The organism is Pseudomonas putida (genome assembly GCF_025905425.1).
In the GTDB taxonomy this organism is placed as follows: domain Bacteria; phylum Pseudomonadota; class Gammaproteobacteria; order Pseudomonadales; family Pseudomonadaceae; genus Aquipseudomonas; species Aquipseudomonas putida_AF.
Genome location: NZ_CP109603.1, coordinates 3,629,095 through 3,646,976, shown reverse-complemented (window position 1 = coordinate 3,646,976; position 17,882 = coordinate 3,629,095). Strand labels below are relative to the sequence as shown.

The 17,882-nt window shown below is 63.3% G+C and carries 14 protein-coding genes and 4 tRNA genes; 14 read left to right on the top strand and 4 right to left on the bottom strand.

Annotation, left to right across the window (positions count from 1 at the left end; genetic code table 11):
* Window positions 1–203: 203 nt before the first annotated feature.
* The 12 genes from accD (at window position 204) to OGV19_RS16150 (ending at window position 9,204) form a co-directional block, all read left to right on the top strand.
* Window positions 204–1,097 carry an acetyl-CoA carboxylase, carboxyltransferase subunit beta gene (gene accD, locus OGV19_RS16205; RefSeq protein WP_264309681.1) on the top strand — a complete coding sequence of 298 codons (894 nt, stop codon included), beginning with the start codon at window positions 204–206 and terminating at the stop codon, window positions 1,095–1,097.
* Window positions 1,097–2,383 carry a bifunctional tetrahydrofolate synthase/dihydrofolate synthase gene (gene folC, locus OGV19_RS16200; protein ID WP_264309680.1) on the top strand — a complete coding sequence of 429 codons (1,287 nt, stop codon included), beginning with the start codon at window positions 1,097–1,099 and terminating at the stop codon, window positions 2,381–2,383. The genes accD and folC overlap by 1 nt, the downstream gene beginning before the upstream one ends.
* A 4-nt stretch (window positions 2,384–2,387) precedes the next feature.
* Window positions 2,388–3,053: an SPOR domain-containing protein gene (locus tag OGV19_RS16195; protein ID WP_264309679.1), complete on the top strand. Its 666-nt coding sequence runs from the start codon at window positions 2,388–2,390 to the stop codon at window positions 3,051–3,053.
* A 163-nt stretch (window positions 3,054–3,216) separates the two neighbouring features.
* Complete coding sequence (locus OGV19_RS16190; protein ID WP_264309678.1) at window positions 3,217–3,774, top strand: CvpA family protein; 558 nt, start codon at window positions 3,217–3,219, stop codon at window positions 3,772–3,774.
* 42 nt (window positions 3,775–3,816) lie between these two features.
* A complete protein-coding gene (gene purF / locus OGV19_RS16185; RefSeq protein WP_264309677.1) occupies window positions 3,817–5,322 on the top strand; it encodes an amidophosphoribosyltransferase in 1,506 nt (501 codons plus the stop codon).
* A 15-nt stretch (window positions 5,323–5,337) separates the two neighbouring features.
* Entirely contained in the window at window positions 5,338–6,549 is a 1,212-nt protein-coding gene (locus tag OGV19_RS16180) for an O-succinylhomoserine sulfhydrylase (RefSeq protein WP_264309676.1), read from the top strand.
* Window positions 6,546–7,319, top strand: a complete 774-nt coding sequence (locus OGV19_RS16175; RefSeq protein ID WP_264309675.1) for an SDR family oxidoreductase — start codon at window positions 6,546–6,548, stop codon at window positions 7,317–7,319. The genes OGV19_RS16180 and OGV19_RS16175 overlap by 4 nt, the downstream gene beginning before the upstream one ends.
* A gap of 226 nt (window positions 7,320–7,545) precedes the next feature.
* Window positions 7,546–7,621, top strand: a tRNA-Val gene (locus OGV19_RS16170).
* Window positions 7,622–7,713: 92 nt separating this feature from the next.
* A tRNA-Asp gene (locus tag OGV19_RS16165) sits at window positions 7,714–7,790 on the top strand.
* 101 nt (window positions 7,791–7,891) lie between these two features.
* Window positions 7,892–7,968: transfer RNA gene (locus OGV19_RS16160), tRNA-Asp, on the top strand.
* 141 nt (window positions 7,969–8,109) lie between these two features.
* Window positions 8,110–8,186 (top strand) — tRNA-Asp (locus OGV19_RS16155).
* Window positions 8,187–8,373: 187 nt separating this feature from the next.
* Window positions 8,374–9,204: a DUF2242 domain-containing protein gene (locus OGV19_RS16150; protein WP_264309674.1), complete on the top strand. Its 831-nt coding sequence runs from the start codon at window positions 8,374–8,376 to the stop codon at window positions 9,202–9,204.
* Between the two features lie 230 nt (window positions 9,205–9,434).
* On the opposite strand, the gene OGV19_RS16145 is transcribed toward OGV19_RS16150, so the two are convergent.
* The 3 genes from OGV19_RS16145 to OGV19_RS16135 form a co-directional block, all read right to left on the bottom strand.
* The gene (locus OGV19_RS16145; RefSeq protein ID WP_264309673.1) at window positions 9,435–10,475 is read right to left on the bottom strand and encodes an AraC family transcriptional regulator; all 1,041 of its coding nucleotides are present in this window, start codon (window positions 10,473–10,475) and stop codon (window positions 9,435–9,437) included.
* 4 nt (window positions 10,476–10,479) lie between these two features.
* Window positions 10,480–11,598 (bottom strand): nitrilase-related carbon-nitrogen hydrolase, encoded by a 1,119-nt coding sequence (locus tag OGV19_RS16140; protein WP_264309672.1) that lies wholly within the window; start codon window positions 11,596–11,598, stop codon window positions 10,480–10,482.
* A 117-nt stretch (window positions 11,599–11,715) separates the two neighbouring features.
* A complete protein-coding gene (locus tag OGV19_RS16135) occupies window positions 11,716–13,953 on the bottom strand; it encodes a TonB-dependent siderophore receptor (RefSeq protein ID WP_264309671.1) in 2,238 nt (745 codons plus the stop codon).
* A gap of 257 nt (window positions 13,954–14,210) precedes the next feature.
* Between OGV19_RS16135 and OGV19_RS16130 the strand changes: the two genes are divergently transcribed.
* Both OGV19_RS16130 and OGV19_RS16125 read left to right on the top strand, forming a co-directional pair.
* Window positions 14,211–16,247: an NADPH-dependent 2,4-dienoyl-CoA reductase gene (locus OGV19_RS16130; RefSeq protein WP_264309670.1), complete on the top strand. Its 2,037-nt coding sequence runs from the start codon at window positions 14,211–14,213 to the stop codon at window positions 16,245–16,247.
* A gap of 104 nt (window positions 16,248–16,351) precedes the next feature.
* On the top strand, window positions 16,352–17,245 hold the full coding sequence (locus OGV19_RS16125; RefSeq protein ID WP_264313956.1) for a 1-aminocyclopropane-1-carboxylate deaminase/D-cysteine desulfhydrase: 894 nt from the start codon (window positions 16,352–16,354) through the stop codon (window positions 17,243–17,245).
* Here OGV19_RS16125 and cybB read toward each other — a convergent pair.
* The gene (cybB, locus tag OGV19_RS16120) at window positions 17,236–17,781 is read right to left on the bottom strand and encodes a cytochrome b561 (RefSeq protein WP_264309669.1); all 546 of its coding nucleotides are present in this window, start codon (window positions 17,779–17,781) and stop codon (window positions 17,236–17,238) included. The two genes, OGV19_RS16125 and cybB, sit on opposite strands and share 10 nt — an antisense overlap.
* Between the last annotated feature and the right edge of the window lie 101 nt (window positions 17,782–17,882).

The following is a 17,882-nucleotide window of genomic DNA, read 5'->3' as shown; positions in this document are numbered from 1 at the left end:
TTGGCGGCGCACCATCGTCCATAGCTATCGCAGCCCCTGCGGGGCGCCCGCCGATGCGGTGGGCGAACAACACATTAACGGTGGAGCGGCACGCAGGAAGCCCCGGCGGCCGGTCCATCATCGTTTCATAAAAGATTTTGAGCTCAAGGGCAGGGCAGGCCGGTCACGCTGGCCCCCGCTCGCCGATACTGGAGAAAGAAAGCATGAGCAACTGGTTAGTCGACAAACTGATCCCTTCGATCATGCGTTCCGAGGTGAAAAAGAGCTCGGTGCCTGAAGGCCTGTGGCACAAGTGCCCGGCTTGCGAGGCCGTGCTGTATCGTCCGGAGCTGGAAAAAACCCTGGATGTCTGCCCCAAGTGCAACCACCACATGCGCATCGGCGCACGTGCGCGTATCGACATCTTCCTCGACGCCGAAGGCCGTGCCGAACTGGGCGCCGAGCTGGAACCGGTCGACCGCCTGAAGTTCCGCGATGGCAAGAAGTACAAGGACCGCCTCACTGGTGCGCAGAAGCAGACCGGCGAGAAAGACGCACTGATTTCCATGAGCGGTACCCTGATGGGCATGCCGATCGTGGTTAGCGCGTTCGAGTTCTCCTTCATGGGCGGTTCCATGGGTGCCATCGTCGGTGAGCGTTTCGTTCGCGCCGCCAACTACGCCCTGGAAAACCGCTGCCCGATGGTCTGTTTCTCGGCCTCCGGCGGTGCGCGCATGCAGGAAGCGCTGATCTCGCTGATGCAGATGGCGAAGACGTCGGCCGTGCTGGCGCGCCTGCGTGAAGAAGGCATCCCGTTCATCTCGGTGCTGACCGACCCGGTCTACGGCGGCGTTTCTGCCAGCCTGGCGATGCTGGGCGACGTCATCGTCGGCGAGCCCAAGGCGCTGATCGGCTTTGCCGGCCCACGCGTGATCGAGCAGACCGTACGCGAGAAGCTGCCAGAAGGCTTCCAGCGCAGCGAGTTCCTGCTGGAGCATGGCGCCATCGACCTGATCATCTCCCGTGGCGAGCTGCGCCCACGTCTGGCCCGCCTGCTGGCGCAGATGACCGGCCAGGACACCCCAGAGCAGGCGCTTGAGGCGGCTGCGGTCGCGTGATGAAACAACGATCCCTGGGCGAATGGCTCGCCTACCTCGAGCAGTTGCACCCATCGGCCATCGACATGGGCCTGGAGCGTTCGCAGAACGTGCTTGCCCGCCTGGCGCTGGGCAAGCTGGCACCGCGCGTGGTGACCGTCACCGGCACTAACGGCAAAGGGTCCACCTGCGCCTTCGTCGCGGCGATGCTGCGAGCCCAGGGGCTCAAGGTTGGCGTGTACAGCTCGCCGCACCTGTTGCGTTACAACGAGCGGGTGCTCATCGACGGCCATGAGGCCAGTGATGAGCGCCTGTGCGAAGCCTTCGCCGCCGTCGAGGCGGCGCGGGGCGATATTTCTCTGACCTATTTCGAGATGGGCACCCTGGCGGCGTTCTGGTTGTTCTACCAGTCGAAGCTGGATGCTGTGGTGCTCGAAGTGGGGCTCGGTGGCCGTCTGGACACCGTGAACGTGGTGGATGCCGACCTGGCCCTGGTGACCAGCATCGGCGTCGACCATGTCGATTATCTAGGTGATACCCGTGAACTGGTCGCCTTCGAGAAGGCTGGCATCTTCCGCGCCGGCAAGCCGGCGCTGTGTGGCGACCTCGACCCGCCGCAGCCTTTGCTCGACAAGGCGCAAGAACTGGCGGCGCCGTTGTTCTTGCGTGGGCGTGACTTCGACCTGGAAAGCACGGGTGAAGCCTGGCACTGGCGTGGGACCACAGCCGAGGGTAGGCCAGTGGAGCTGCGCGATCTGCCGTTGCTCGACCTGCCCATGGAAAACGCCACCCTGGCGTTGCAGGCCTACCTGTTGTCGGGCCTGCCCTGGGATGCCGGGCAAATTCGTCAGGCGCTGCTCGCTACCCACATCACTGGCCGCCTTGACCGCCGCCTGCTGCACTGGCAGGGCAAGCCCGTTGAGCTGCTGCTGGATGTGGGGCACAACCCGCATGCGGCGCAGTACCTGGCCCGGCGCCTGGCGGCCCGGCCGCTCAAGGGGCGTCGCCTGGCCGTGTTCGGCCTGCTCGCCGACAAAGACCTGGAGGGTGTTGTCGCGCCGTTGCAGGGGCTGGTCGATGACTGGGCAGTAGCCCCGCTGGATACCCCACGCAGCCGTCCGGCCGCAGAATTGGCTGATGCCTTGACGAACCTCGGCGCCTCGGTGAAGTCTTATGCCAGTGTCGACGCCGCCCTCGAAGGGCAATGCGCGAAGGCGACGGCGGATGACCAGATCCTGCTGTTCGGTTCGTTTTTCTGTGTCGCCCAGGCCCTGGAGTGGTTGGCGCGGCAGGCCCCGGAGGGTTGAGTAGATGGCAGTGCTGGATAAAGGGATGAAACAGCGCATGGTGGGTGCGTTGGTGCTGGTGGCGCTGGCGGTGATTTTTCTGCCGATGCTGTTCACCCGCGAGGACGAGATGCGCCAGGTACAGGTCGAAGCTCCGCAGGCGCCGGCCATGCCGACCCTGCCTGAGGTGCAGGTAGAGCCGGTTGCCGTGCCGGAACCCCAGGTTATCCCGGAGGAGCCTCAGCAGCCACCGGTGGTGATCGACGAGTCTACCGCGCCAGCCAGCACGCCTAGCCAGCCGATTACGCCATCCCCGCAGACCCAGCCCCAGGCTGCCAAGCCGCCAGCACCCGCCCCGGCGGCAAAGGTTGAAACCAAGCCCGCCGCTGCCCCCACGCCTGCTGTCGCGGCTGCCAAACCCGTGGCGCCGTCGAAGATCGACGTCAATGGGCTACCGGTCAGTTGGTCCATCCAGCTGGCCAGTCTGTCCAACCGGGCTGGGGCAGAAAGCCTGCAGCAGACCTTGCGTAGCCAGGGCTACAACGCCTATATCCGCTCTGCGGGCGGTATGAACCGGGTGTACGTCGGGCCGTTGATCGAGCGCGCCGAGGCCGAGCGTGTGCGTGATGCGATCAATCGCAAGCACAGCCTCAAGGGCTTTGTGGTGCGCTTCCAGCCCGAACGCGGCTAATAGCGCTGCCTTTGTGTAGGAACGGCCTTGCCGGGGCGCCGGACCGGTCGGAAAGGGCCGCTCCTACAGGTATCGCGCAGTTGCTAATCCCCCCGACATTCCGCTTACCCCCAGCCCGCTGCTCTGGTAAAATGCGCCGCCTCAAACGTCTGCAGGCAGCACCGTGGCATTTACCTGGGTTGATTGGGCGATCATCGCGATCATCGCCGTCTCCACACTGATCAGTCTCAAGCGCGGCTTCGTCAAGGAAGCCTTGTCCTTGCTCATCTGGATCATTGCCGGTGCGGTTGCCTGGATGTTCGGTGGCTCGCTCTCGGTGTATCTTGAAAGCTATATCCAGACACCGTCGATGCGTACCATCGCCGGTTGCGCCATTCTGTTCGTCGCCACCCTGCTGGTGGGGGCCATGGTCAATTTCCTTGTCGGTGAGCTGATCCGCGTGACCGGGCTGTCCGGCACCGATCGTTTTCTCGGCATGGCCTTCGGCGCCGCGCGTGGGGCCTTGCTGGTGGTGGTGGCCGTCGGGCTGCTTAGCCTGGGGCCGGTTCAACAAGACACCTGGTGGCAGGAATCACGCCTGATACCACAATTTCTCTTGGTCGCTGACTGGTCGAAAAACCTGATTCTGGGTTTCTCCAGCCAGTGGATGTCCAGTGGGGTGATCAGCACACCGGCTGATCTCCCGTTCAAGGAACAGTTGCTCGGGCCCGCAAAGCCCTGAGCGCTATTCACTCAAGTTTCGTCAAAGTAGGGGTTGCGTCGCATGTGTGGCATCGTCGGTATCGTCGGTAAGTCGAACGTCAATCAGGCGCTGTATGACGCGCTTACGGTCCTCCAGCACCGCGGCCAGGACGCTGCCGGTATCGTGACCAGCCATGACGGCCGGTTGTTCCTGCGCAAGGATAATGGCCTGGTGCGCGATGTGTTCCAGCAGCGCCACATGCAGCGCCTGGTTGGCCACATGGGCATTGGTCACGTGCGCTACCCGACTGCGGGCAGTTCGACCTCGGCCGAAGCCCAGCCGTTCTACGTCAACTCGCCTTACGGCATCACCCTGGCGCACAACGGCAACCTGACCAACGTCGAGCAGTTGGCCAAGGAAATCTACGAATCCGACCTGCGCCACGTCAACACCAATTCCGATTCGGAAGTGCTGCTGAACGTGTTCGCCCACGAGCTGGCTGTACGCGGCAAGCTGCAGCCGACCGAAGAAGACGTGTTCGCTGCGGTTTCCCACGTGCACAGCCGTTGTGTCGGGGGTTACGCGGTGGTGGCGATGGTCACCGGCTACGGCATCGTCGGTTTCCGTGACCCGAACGGTATTCGCCCGGTGGTGTTCGGCCAGCGTCACACTGACGAAGGCGTGGAATACATGATCGCCTCCGAAAGCGTGGCCCTGGACGTGCTCGGCTTCACCCTGATCCGCGACCTGGCACCGGGTGAAGCGGTGTACATCACCGAAGAAGGCCAGCTGTACACCAAGCAGTGTGCACAAAACCCGAAACTGCAGCCGTGCATCTTCGAACACGTCTACCTGGCCCGCCCTGACTCGATCATCGACGGTGTCTCGGTATACAAGGCGCGTCTGCGCATGGGTGAGAAGCTCGCCGAAAAGATCATGCGCGAGCGCCCGGAGCACGACATCGATGTGGTCATCCCGATCCCGGACACCAGCCGCACCGCTGCGCTTGAGCTGGCCAACCGCCTGGGCGTGAAGTTCCGCGAGGGCTTCGTCAAGAACCGCTACATCGGCCGTACCTTCATCATGCCCGGCCAGGCTGCACGCAAGAAGTCGGTACGCCAGAAGCTCAACGCCATCGAGCTGGAATTCCGCGGCAAGAACGTGATGCTGGTGGACGACTCGATCGTGCGCGGTACCACCTGCAAGCAAATCATCCAGATGGCCCGCGAAGCTGGCGCGAAAAACGTCTACTTCTGCTCCGCGGCCCCTGCGGTGCGTTACCCCAACGTCTACGGCATCGACATGCCGAGCGCTCACGAACTGATCGCCCACAACCGTACCACCGAACAGGTGGCCGAGTTGATCGGCGCCGACTGGCTGATCTACCAGGACCTGCCGGACCTGATCGAATCGGTCGGTGGCGGCAAGATCAAGATCGAGCACTTCGATTGCGCGGTGTTCAATGGTGAATACGTCACCGGCGACATCGACGAAGCCTACCTCGAGCGTATCGAGCAGGCACGTAATGACCTGGCGAAGGTGAAGACCCAGGCGGTCAGCGCGATCATCGACCTCTACAACAACTGATTAGGGAGCGACGGCATGACGGATCAATGGGATGCCGGACGACTGGACAGTGACCTCGAGGGTGTCGGTTTCGACACCCTGGCGGTGCGCGCCGGGCAAAACCGTACACCGGAGGCCGAGCACAGCGAAGCGCTGTTTCTGACCTCCAGCTATGTCTTCCGCACGGCCGCCGATGCGGCCGCACGCTTTGCCGGTGAAACCCCGGGCAACGTCTACTCGCGCTACACCAACCCGACCGTGCGTGCCTTCGAGGAGCGCCTGGCGGCCATGGAGGGCGCCGAGCAGGCCGTGGCGACGTCCACTGGCATGGCGGCGATCCTCGCCGTGGTCATGTCGCTGTGCAGCGCCGGTGACCATGTACTGGTGTCGCAGAGCGTGTTCGGCTCGACCATCAGCCTGTTCGAGAAGTACTTCAAGCGCTTCGGCGTCGAGGTGGACTATGTGCCGCTCGTCGACCTGTCGGGTTGGGAAAAGGCCATCAAAGCCAACACCAAGCTGCTGATCGTCGAGTCGCCGTCCAACCCGCTGGCCGAGTTGGTGGACATCACCGCCCTCAGCGAGGTCGCTCACGCGCGTGGCGCCATGCTGGTGGTGGACAACTGCTTCAGCACCCCGGCACTGCAACAGCCGCTCAAGCTGGGTGCCGACATCGTGTTCCACTCGGCAACCAAGTTCATCGACGGCCAGGGCCGTTGCATGGGCGGCGTGGTGGCCGGGCGCAGTGAGCAGATGAAAGAAGTGGTGGGCTTCCTGCGTACCGCAGGCCCGACGCTCAGCCCGTTCAATGCCTGGATCTTCACCAAAGGCCTGGAAACGCTCAAGCTGCGCATGCGTGCGCACTGCGAGAGTGCCCAACAACTGGCGCAGTGGCTGGAACAGCAGGACGGCATCGAGAAGGTGCATTACGCCGGCCTGCCAAGCCACCCGCAGCACGAACTGGCCAAGCGCCAGATGAGCGGCTTTGGTGCGGTGGTCAGCTTCGAGGTCAAGGGTGGCAAGGAAGGCGCTTGGCGCTTCATCGATGCCACGCGGGTCATCTCGATCACCACCAACCTGGGTGACAGCAAGACGACCATCGCGCACCCGGCCACCACCTCCCACGGCCGTTTGTCGCCGCAGGAGCGCGAGGCTGCGGGTATCCGTGACAGCCTGGTTCGCGTTGCCGTGGGCCTGGAAGACGTGGCTGACTTGCAGGCAGACCTTGCACGTGGGTTGGCGGCACTGTGATCGAAATCAGCGGCGGTAAGCCAGGCCATAATGGCCGGGTAGCCCTGGTAACCGGTGCCGCGCGCGGCATCGGCCTAGGTATCGCCGCCTGGTTGATCTGCGAAGGCTGGCAGGTGGTGCTCACCGACCTTGACCGCCCCCGCGGGTCCAAGGTAGCCAAAGCGCTGGGCGACAACGCCTGGTTCGTGACCATGGATGTGGCTGACGAAGCCCAGGTCAGTGCTGGGGTTTCCGAAGTGCTGGGGCAGTTCGGGCGCTTGGACGCGCTGGTGTGCAACGCGGCAATCGCCAACCCGCACAACCAGACGCTGGAAAGCCTGAGCCTGGCGCAATGGAACCGGGTGCTGGCGGTCAACCTCAATGGCCCGATGTTACTGGCCAAGCATTGCGCGCCGTACCTGCGTGCGCACAATGGGGCGATCGTCAACCTGACCTCGACCCGGGCACGGCAGTCCGAACCGGACACCGAGGCCTATGCGGCAAGCAAAGGCGGCCTGGTGGCATTGACCCATGCCCTGGCCATGAGCCTGGGCCCGGAGATCCGCGTCAATGCGGTGAGCCCGGGTTGGATCGATGCGCGTGACCCTTCCCAGCGCCGTGCCGAACCGTTGACCGAAGCCGACCATGCCCAGCATCCGACCGGCAGGGTAGGGACGGTGGAGGACGTGGCGGCCATGGTGGCCTGGTTGCTGTCGCGCCAAGCGGCGTTCGTCACTGGCCAAGAGTTTGTGGTCGATGGCGGCATGACGCGCAAGATGATCTACACCTGAGCTGTCAGATACCAAGAAGGGGACCGAAAGGTCCCTTTCTTGTTTCTGGTGATTATTCGTCACGCGACCGCTTAGTGTAGGAACAGCATCGATCCAGTGCCCTCGTACAGGCAAACCTCTTTTTTGCCCTTTTTGAAAAAAAATTCAATGGGGGTATTGACTTAGCATCGGTACCTGCGTAAATTTCGCGGCCTCAGCGAAGCAAACGCAATAAGCAACATCGCGGGGGTGATTAGCTCAGCCGGGAGAGCATCTGCCTTACAAGCAGAGGGTCGGCGGTTCGATCCCGTCATCACCCACCACTTCCTGAGCGTTCCTGGTGCAGGAAGCTTCGAAAGAAGCGGATAGCCAGAGAGGGACAAGGCCTGATAAGCCATGACGTAAGTCACTATGCGCAGCGGTAGTTCAGTCGGTTAGAATACCGGCCTGTCACGCCGGGGGTCGCGGGTTCGAGTCCCGTCCGCTGCGCCACTTTTTAGTAACAGATGGGTGCCTAGCACCGGTCTGAGACCAAACGGCAAATATGCCTGAGGTCGATCCCAGTTTCAATCGGGCGCAAGCCTGAACGATACGCAGCGGTAGTTCAGTCGGTTAGAATACCGGCCTGTCACGCCGGGGGTCGCGGGTTCGAGTCCCGTCCGCTGCGCCATCTTCGTTTCGAGGCCCCTTGAACGCCTCGAAGCAACAAAAAGAGCGATCAACGTGTCGCTTTTTTTGTGCCTCTCTTAACTGTGCCCATGGCCGGTAAGTAGAGCAAAAGGTTTCAACCGGGCGCAAGCCCAAGCGATACGCAGCGGTAGTTCAGTCGGTTAGAATACCGGCCTGTCACGCCGGGGGTCGCGGGTTCGAGTCCCGTCCGCTGCGCCATCTTCGCCTCGAGGCCCCTTGAACGCCTCGAAGCAACGTAGAAAGCGACCTTAGGGTCGCTTTTTTCGTTTTCGCCCCCTCGCGGCCACATTTACACGAAGCTGACAGACTCTTCACGGATGAACGGTTTCAGTGCCTGTGCGCAGTGATGCACAATAGACACCTCTCGACTTACCCGGAATTTGCAATGACCCGATCATCCGTCTTTGGCGCGCTCGGGCTGGCCCTGGTGCTGGCGGGCGTGACCGGTTGTTCCTCGAAAAAAGCCGCCATCTACGAACACGAGAACTTCGATGACTCGGGGACCTTCTCGCGCAGCTTCCCGGTGACCGATGCCGGCTCCTGCGAGGCGGCTCGCCGTGCCTTGCTCAGCCAGGGCTACATCATCACCAGCAGCGGCGCCAACCAGGTGACGGGCAACAAGAGCTTTCAGCAAAACAGCGAAAACCACCTGCAGATCAGCTTCAACGTCACCTGCGCACCGGACGTGAGCGACGACCAGCGTTCGACCATGTTCGCCAACGCCCTGCAAGATCGCTACAGCCTGAAGAAATCCAACACCTCCGCCAGCCTTGGTGTGGGCGTGCTGGGGTCGGTGTCGATGCCGATCGGCTCGAGTGATGACTCGATGGTCAAGGTCGCCAGCGAGACGGTGACTGCGGCGCAGTTCTACGACCGCTATTTCGCGCTGGTGCAGAGCTATCTGCCGAAGCCCAAGAAGGTCAGCAAGGCCAAGCCCAAGGTCGAGCCCGAGGTGGCTGCACCCAAGCCTGAAAAGCCAGCGGTTGACCTGGGGCTGCCAGAGCAGGCGGCTGTAGCCCCGGTGGCGGCGCCTCTGGCCCCTGTGGCCGAAACTGCGCCAGCGCCTGCTGTGGCTGCCCCTGCCAGCGAGGTGCCGGCTGCGCCCGTGGTGAATGACAGCCAGGGATCGCAGCCTGTAGCACCGCCTGCAGAACCTGCGCCGATACAGGTGCAGCAGCAAGCGCAGCCTGCAGAGGCCGTACCTGCGGCGCTCTGACACATTCCCTGTTACAGACGGGCGGCGATAACGCGCTCGATACCTGCTACGTTTACTTCTCATGAAATTGTCATCATTCCTTCACCCAACCTGCTTAGGTTGAAGGCGACACCTACGAAGACATATGAGAAAAGAGGACGCAGGGCAATGGATGAATATCAGGAAGAGCTGCTCGAATTCCAGGCATACGAACTGGACCCACCGGAACCCGCCGATGACGCTACCGAGCTTTAGCCGGCCTGCCGCTGGCTGCGGCGAAATTCCCCCGGCGTGAGGCCGGTCCAGCGCTTGAATGCGCGCTGGAAAGCCTCTGCCGAAGCAAACCCCAGCAAATAGGCGATCTCGCCGAAAGCCAGCTCCGTGTCACGGATGTAGGTTTCGGCCAGGTCGCGCCGTGTCTCGTTCAACACATCGCGAAAACGCGTGCCTTCTTCAGCGAGCTTGCGCCGCAATGTCCAGGTCGGCAGTTGCAGGCGCAGCGCCACTTCGTCCAGGTCCGGTTCGCGGCCACCATTGAGCAGCGGGCCGAGCAGGTGCGTGATGCGTTCACCCAGGCTGCGCACCCGCGTGCGCTGGAGCAACTCTGCTTCGCACAGTTGCAGCAGGTGCTGCCAGGTGCTCGGGCAATGCTGCGGGTTGGCCGTTTGCAGCGTGGCGCGGCTCAGGCGCAATTGATTGCCCTCGGCGGCGAACTGCACGGGCGTGCTGCACAGTGCCTGATACTGGGCGGCATAAGGGGGGGCGGCAAATTCGATCTCCAGCCGTTCTGCCTGCAGCACAGTACCCGCCAGGTCGCCCAGTTGTGCCAGCCAGCCGGCGAGCAGTGAATCGACCACGAAGCGGTTGTAGGTGTTGTAGGGGCTGATGGAGTAGAAGCGCAGCCAGGCGCCTTGGGCATCTTCCTGAAAGCGTGAGTGGCCCCGGTAGTTGGCAGCGTACAGCGGCTCGAAGCGCAACAAGGTGCGCGCCGCTTCGCCCAGGGTCGGCGCCTGGGCTGCCGTGATACCCGCAAGGCCTGCATGGGCCAGGCGGCTGAGGCGGCCCATGTGCAGGCCCAGGGCCGGCTCGGCGGACAGCGCGATGGCGGCATGCCCAAGGTGCATGTAGCGAGGGATCGACAAGCGTGCGCCCGCTTCGGCCAGGCGCGCCGCATCAAGGCCATAGCGCTGCAACAGGGGCGCAGGGTCGTGGCCCAGCGCGCGCAAAGCCCCGGCCAGTGGCTGGACGAAACCTACCGACAGATCACCCAGGCGCACGCGGGGGCGGGCCATCAGGTCACAACCAGAGGTTCAGCAGGCGGGCGCCATGGCTGGGGTTGCCCGCCAGCAGTTCACCCGACTGATGGGCGAAGCCCTGGCCGTCGCTGGCTTGCTCCCAGAACTGCCCGCGCATGAACACGCTCATGCTGCTGACACCCGCGCCGGCCGTCTGGGTCAGGCGTTGCCAGGCGGTTCGTTCGCTGACTTCGCCACGCTGCAGGGCAAGCTCGGCCGCCGCATCCTGATGGCGATTGCCACGCCACGGCGCCTCCCAGCTGCCTTTACCGCTGAGAAACACCGGGTTGGCGATCAGCTGTACCGACTGCTGTGCCAGCTGCTGTTGGTTCTCCGGGTACCAGCTGTCACTGCCGACCAGCACGCCCAGGCGTCCGGCAGGGGTTTGCAGTACCTGGAGCGGGTGCTTGCGGCCATCATGGATGTAGCGGCGCATTTCGCTGTCCGGAAATTGCTGACGCTGGGGCTGGCCCAGCAGCGAGCCGTCGCCGGCAAACACCACGCTGCTGTTGTACAGCGGGCCACTGCCCGCGTGCAGCACGCCGTGTTTGACATAAGGGGCCGGGAGCACGATGGAGCCGGCCACCAGGGTGACACCAAACTCCTTGGCCAAGCCACCGAACAGCTGCTGGTAGTCGGCGGCCATCTGCTCGGCCTTCATGCGCAGGTGCGCGTCGGCACGCCAGTCGTCGGCATCGGCGCTCAGCATTGCCAGGCCATAGCGCAGTGGGTTGCTCAGCTCCAGCCATTGCAGGGCCTCGCGGCTCTGTGTGACCTGGTACAGCTCGTTCTTTTCGCCACGTGCCCACAGCCAGGTGCCGATGTGCTCGGGCAGCACCACCACCGTGCGCGGGCCAACCAGCCCCTGCACACGAGCCTGCTGCAGATAGGCCGAGAGCTTGCGGTGCAGGCGCTGAAGGTTTTGGTAGTCACTTGGGTAGAGCAGGGGTTCGACGCCCAGCAGGTTGCCGTGTTCACCCGGCACGCCATGGTTGAGCGCCAGCTCGATGCGCAAGTCGGAAAGGTAATGGCCTTCCGGGCGTTGTTGGGTCCAGAAGCCGTAGCCGCACAGGGCGGCGATGAAGACCAGCGCCAGTGCGCCAGCAAGCAGTTTTCGCATGGAACCGTGTCTATTCAGTTGAAACTGTGACAAGGGTACGAGCAAACCGGCGCCCAGCGGAAGGTCAATTGTGTGATTCACCCTGCTGGGGCCGCGCAGCAGCCCCAGCAGGGGGGGTTAGAACTTTCCGCTCAAGCTCAGCAAGAAGCTGCGTGGCTCACCATACAGGTTGCCGTACCCGGTTGACGACACCGTACTGTAGTACGTTTTGTCGAACAGGTTGTTGGCGTTCAGTGCCAGCGTCCAGTGCTCGTCCAGGTCATACGCGGCGCGCGCCGAATAGATCGCATAGCCGCTTTCGACGAACGCGTAGTCCAGCGAGTCGCTGCCCCCAAGCGGTACCACGGTGCCCGATTCGCTGTGCTCGCTCTGTGCGATCACCCCGGCGCCGAGGCTCAAGGCAGACAGGCGCTGGAAGCGATAGTCGGTCCAGAGCTTGAACAGGTGGCGTGGGGTGTGGGTACTGAAACGGGCATCACCCTCACGCTTGTTCTCGTTGGCGTTGTAGGTGTACCCCATCGCCACCTGCAGCCCAGGCAGGACTTCGCCGTTGAGTTCGATCTCGAAGCCCTGGCTCAGTTGGTATCCATCGCCAACATAGCAACAGGAGGTCACAGAGCCCCATTCACGTGGGAAGTTGGGGTCGGTCTGGCCTTGGCCCTTCTTCTCGATGCGGTACACGGCAAAGCTGGCCAGCAGCCGGCCATCGGCCAACTCGCGCTTGATCCCGACCTCGTAGTTGGTCCCGGTCATTGGCTCCAGGGCTTTGCTGCCCGGTGGCGGGCCTTGCAGCAATGTCGCCTGCGATTTGTAGATTTCCGCATGGCTGGCATACAGGCTGGTGGTTTCGGTGAGGTCATAGACGATGCCGTAGTACGGCACGAACTGGCGGTCTTCATCGATCGAGGTCAGCTTCTGGCCACTTGCGCCCACGTACTCGGTGTCTTCCATGAGGGTGTAGCGACCGCCGATGATCAGCGACAGATCATCCACCGGCCGGATGCGCAGCGAGGTATAGGCGCCGGCCTTGCGCACGTCGGTGCTGGTGTCCGGGAAGCTTTGCGCCGTGGGGAAGCGCTCTGGCAGGGTCGGTGAGAAGATCAGGTCGTCGTAGAGGAAGTTCCAGTAACTGCCACCGCGGCTCTTGAGCTTGCTGCCGTCAACCCCGAAGGTGAGGTCGTGGGTGTGGCCGAAGGCGTCGAACGCACCTTGCAGGTTCAGGTCCACGGTGGTGTTGGTGGTGCGAAAATCGTGCTGGTTGTTCCACCACGACCCGCCGGTACCGGTGACCGGGTCGATGGGGTTCTCCAGCTCCACCACGTTCTGCGCGTTGCGGTTGATGTTGTGGCGCACGTTGGCCACGGCTTTCCAGTTGTCGCTCAGTTGCTGATCCAGGCGGGCGAACACGGTGGTGTTCTCGATATCGTTCCAGCTCCACGGCGTGGTCAGGTTGGTGCTGCGTGGCAGGCCAAGGTCGCTGCCGTCGGAGTAACGGCCCAGGGTGTTGCGCACACCCTTGAGGTCATCACGCTGATGGCTGGCGCCAAAGAACAGCAAGGTGTCGTCGCTGGCGTCCAGCTCGAACGACACGTAGTTCAGGTTGCGCTTCTTGTGGTCGTAGTCGACGAAGTTGTGCTTGTCCTCCAGCACCCCCACATAGCGCCCGCGCAGCCGGCCATCCATACCCAGCGGGCCGGTTACATCGAACTCGCCGCGGTAGTTGTCCCAGCTGCCGGCCGAGGTCAGGGTCTTGACCTGCGGTTGCGCCAGCGGGCGTTTGTAGCTGAAGTTGATCACGCCCCCTGGCTCGCCTGCGCCGTACAGGCCATCGGCGCCGCGCAGCAAACCGACGCTGTCGAACTGAGCCAGGTCCTCATAGCGGCTGCTGTCGAGCATGCTGGAGGTGGCACCGCCTTCGTAGCGCACATCGTTGATCTCGAAGCCACGCGACACGTAAGTGTTCTTCGCCCACGCCTCCTTGCGGGTGACGCCGGTCATCTGGTTCATCACCTGGTCCATGTTGCGCAGTTGCTGGTCCTGCAGGCGCTGGTCGGTGATGACGGTCACCGACTGGGGGATTTCGCGCAGCTTCTGCGGGCCTTTGCCGCCCATGGTGGTGGTGCCCGGCGCGTAGCTGCCGGTGTTTTCCGTCGAGGCGCCCAGCCACTGGCTTTCGACATTGGTGGCGGACAGTTCGAGGGGTTGCGAGGTTACGTTGCCGCCGTCCTTGGCAGCCTCCTGTGTCGCGAGTTCCAGGGGTTCGGCGCGTACCACGCCGGTTGGCAGCGCAGCAGCGAGGCCGAGGTAAAGATGCAGCGACAAAGGAGACAGCCGTGTGGGACGGGTTTTGGGCATGAACTCTACATCCAAGTGGTAATTATTGTCGGATGCGAATTATTTACAAATGATTTACGTTTTCAATATGCGGATGAAAATATTTTTACATCTCATGACGAAAGGGCGGGAAGGGCTGTGCAGCATGATCATCAAGTTGTCAGTTTTGATCATTGAGAGCCTTCAAACAGCTGTTTAATGTTGCTGGCAGATAAACGACGGGCCCGCCGACCGGCGAGGTACCCGCATTCCGTGATCACGCCAAATGGGGACCTTCCATGGCTGCCGACCGTTATCCGCACCTGCTCGCACCACTCGACCTGGGCTTCACCACGTTGCGCAACCGCACCCTGATGGGCTCGATGCACACTGGCCTTGAAGAGCGCCCAGGGGGTTTCGAGCGCATGGCGGCCTATTTTGCCGAGCGCGCTCGGGGTGGCGTCGGCCTGATGGTCACCGGCGGAATCGCGCCCAATGACGAGGGCGGTGTCTACTCTGGCGCCGCCAAGCTCAGCACCGAGGAAGAAGCCGACAAGCACCGCATCGTTACCGAGGCCGTGCACGCAGCGGGCGGCAAGATCTGCCTGCAGATCCTGCATGCCGGGCGCTATGCCTACAGCCCACGCCAGGTGGCACCCAGCGCGATCCAGGCACCGATCAACCCGTTCAAGCCCAAGGCACTGGACGAAGAGGGGATCGAGAAACAGATCGCCGACTTCGTCAATTGCGCCAAGCTGGCCCAGCGTGCCGGCTACGACGGCGTCGAGATCATGGGTTCGGAAGGCTACTTCATCAACCAGTTCCTGGCCGCCCACACCAACCACCGGAGCGACCGTTGGGGTGGCAGCTATGAAAACCGCATGCGCCTGGCCGTCGAGATCGTCAGCCGCGTGCGTGAGGCCGTGGGCCCGCGCTTCATCATCATTTTCCGCCTGTCGATGCTCGACCTGGTCGAGGGTGGCAGCACCTGGGACGAAATCGAGCTCCTGGCCAAGGCCATCGAGCAAGCCGGTGCGACGCTCATCAACACCGGTATTGGCTGGCACGAGGCGCGCATTCCGACCATCGCCACCAAAGTGCCACGGGCGGCGTTCAGCAAGGTCACTGCCAAACTGCGTGGCGCAGTGAACATTCCGCTGATTACCACCAACCGCATCAACACCCCGGAAGTGGCCGAGGCGGTGCTCGCCGACGGCGATGCCGACATGGTCTCCATGGCGCGGCCGTTCCTGGCCGATCCAGACTTCGTCAACAAGGCCGCTGCCGGGCATGCTGATCAGATCAACACCTGCATCGGTTGCAACCAGGCCTGCCTGGACCACACCTTTGGCGGCAAGCTGACCAGTTGCCTGGTCAACCCGCGCGCCTGCCACGAGACCGAGCTGAACTACTTGCCAGTGCGCGCCGTGAAGCGCATTGCCGTTGTCGGTGCGGGCCCAGCCGGCCTGGCTGCCGCCACCGTGGCTGCCGAGCGTGGCCACCAGGTGACCCTGTTCGATGGCGCCGGCGAGATCGGCGGGCAGTTCAACGTGGCCAAGCGGGTGCCAGGCAAGGAAGAGTTCTTCGAGACCCTGCGCTACTTCCGCAACAAGCTGAACAGCACTGGCGTGGACCTGCGCCTGAACACCCGCGTCGATGTGCAGGCGCTGGTAGAGGGCGGCTTCGACGAGGTCATCCTGGCCACGGGTATCGCGCCGCGCACGCCAGCAATCCCGGGGGTCGAGCACGCCAAGGTGCTGAGCTACCTGGACGTACTGCTCGAGCGCAAGCCGGTCGGCAAGGCCGTCGCGGTGATCGGCGCGGGCGGTATCGGTTTCGATGTGTCCGAATACCTCGTGCATCAGGGCGTGGCCAGCAGCCAGGACCGTGAGGCGTTCTGGAAAGAGTGGGGCATCGATACCCAACTTGAGGCGCGAGGTGGCGTGGCTGGGGTCAAGGCCGTGCCACACGCGCCGGCACGCCAGGTGTATCTGCTGCAGCGCAAGCAGTCCAAGGTGGGTGACGGCCTGGGCAAGACCACCGGCTGGATCCACCGAGCCGGGCTGAAAAACAAACACGTGCAGATGCTCAATAGCGTTGAATACCTGGGCATTGACGATGCCGGTTTGCACATTCGGGTCGGTGACGGTGAGCCGCAGCTGCTGGCGGTGGACAACGTGGTGATCTGTGCCGGGCAGGAGCCGCTGCGTGAGTTGCACGAAGGCTTGTTGGCGGCGGGGCAGTCGGTGCACCTGATTGGTGGCGCGGATGTGGCGGCCGAGCTGGATGCCAAGCGGGCGATCAACCAAGGCTCGCGGTTGGCTGCCGAGCTTTGAGGTAGCCCTTTGAGGTAGCCCTTTGAGATAGCCTGGGGCCGCAAAGCGGCCCCCGGTATTCACTGATAAACTGAAGCCTTCGCTTCAGGCCCCGATCCATGTCTATCGATTTTCTGGACCTCCCCCAGGCTCCCCTGCACCCTCTGAGCCTGCCTTGGCTACAACGCGCCAACGTCGAAGCCGCCATCCTGCGCCTAGACCTGATCGACCCCCTGATCAGTGGCAACAAGTGGTTCAAGCTGCGCCACCACCTCCAGCATGCCCATGATGCCGGTGCCCCTGGCCTGATCAGTCTCGGCGGCAACCACTCCAACCACCTGCACGCCCTGGCCGCCGCAGGCAAACGTTTCGGCTTCGCCACAGCCGGCCTGCTGCGTGGCCATGCCCAGGACACCCCGACCGTGCGCGATCTGCAGGCGCTGGGCATGCAGTTGCACTGGCTTGGCTATGGTGGCTATCGCGCCCGTCATGAAGCGGGGTTCTGGCAACCCTGGCAGGCACGTTACCCCGGCTGGTACTGCATCCCCGAAGGGGGCGGTGGCTTGGCAGGCGCGCAAGGTTGCGGCTTGATCGTCGCCCAGGCGCGTGCGCAATTGGCCGGGATCGGCTGGGACGATTACAGCGCCTGGTGGCTGGCTGTAGGCACCGGCACCACACTGGCTGGCCTGGTGCTGGAAGAGGCCGGTGCGCACGAAGTGCACGGCGCGCTGGCGGTGCCGCGCGATCAGGGTGTGCCGCAGGCAGTGGCTGAGTGGGTCGGTAGCCGTGGTTATCGGCTGCATGATGCCTGTCGGGGCGGCTTTGCCCGGATCGACGACGCGTTATTGGATTTTATCGACGCTTGCGAGCGGGACACTGGCGTACCGCTCGAAGCCCTCTACACCGGCAAGGCCCTGCTGGCGCTGCGCGAGCAGGTCGAGGCCGGCTTGTTCCCGCCCGGCACCCGCCTGATCGTGCTTCACACCGGTGGCCTGCAAGGCCGACGCGGTTACTTGTAGGGCAGCATGCGCAGCAGCGTGTTGTCGCGTTGCACGTAGTGGTGATACAGCCCGGCCAGCGCGTGCAGGCCGATCAGCCAGTAACCCCAGCTGCCGATGCGCTCATGCCAGCCTTTGATGAACTTGGCCTGGTCCGGGTCTGCGCCGATCAGGTGCGGCAGTTCCAGGCCATAGAAGGGCACTGGTTTGTCGGCGGCGCTCAGAATCAGCCAGCCGGCCAGGGGCAGGCCGATCATCAACAGGTACAGCGCCAGGTGCATCAAATGCGCAAGCCCGGTCTGCCAGGCCGGGGGCTTGGGCAAAATGGGCGGGGTAGGGCGGCTCAGGCGCACGGCCAGGCGCAGCCAGACCAGCACGAATACCGTCAGGCCCAGCATGAAGTGCAGGTCTTTCATCAGGTTGCGCTCGGCGCTGTCCTTGGGGAACAGGCCGCGAAACTCGATGCAGGCATAGACAACGGCCAGCAGCACCAGCATCAGCCAGTGCAGGGCGATGGACAGGCGCGCGTAATGGGGCGTGGGGGTGGATGAAACCATGGTGGGTCCTCGTCATCAGGTCTAAGGTGGCGCTCTTGGTGGCGCTCAGGGCTAACTGTAACTGCTGGAGGGAATCAATCTTTGCTCTGGGTCGGTGAAAA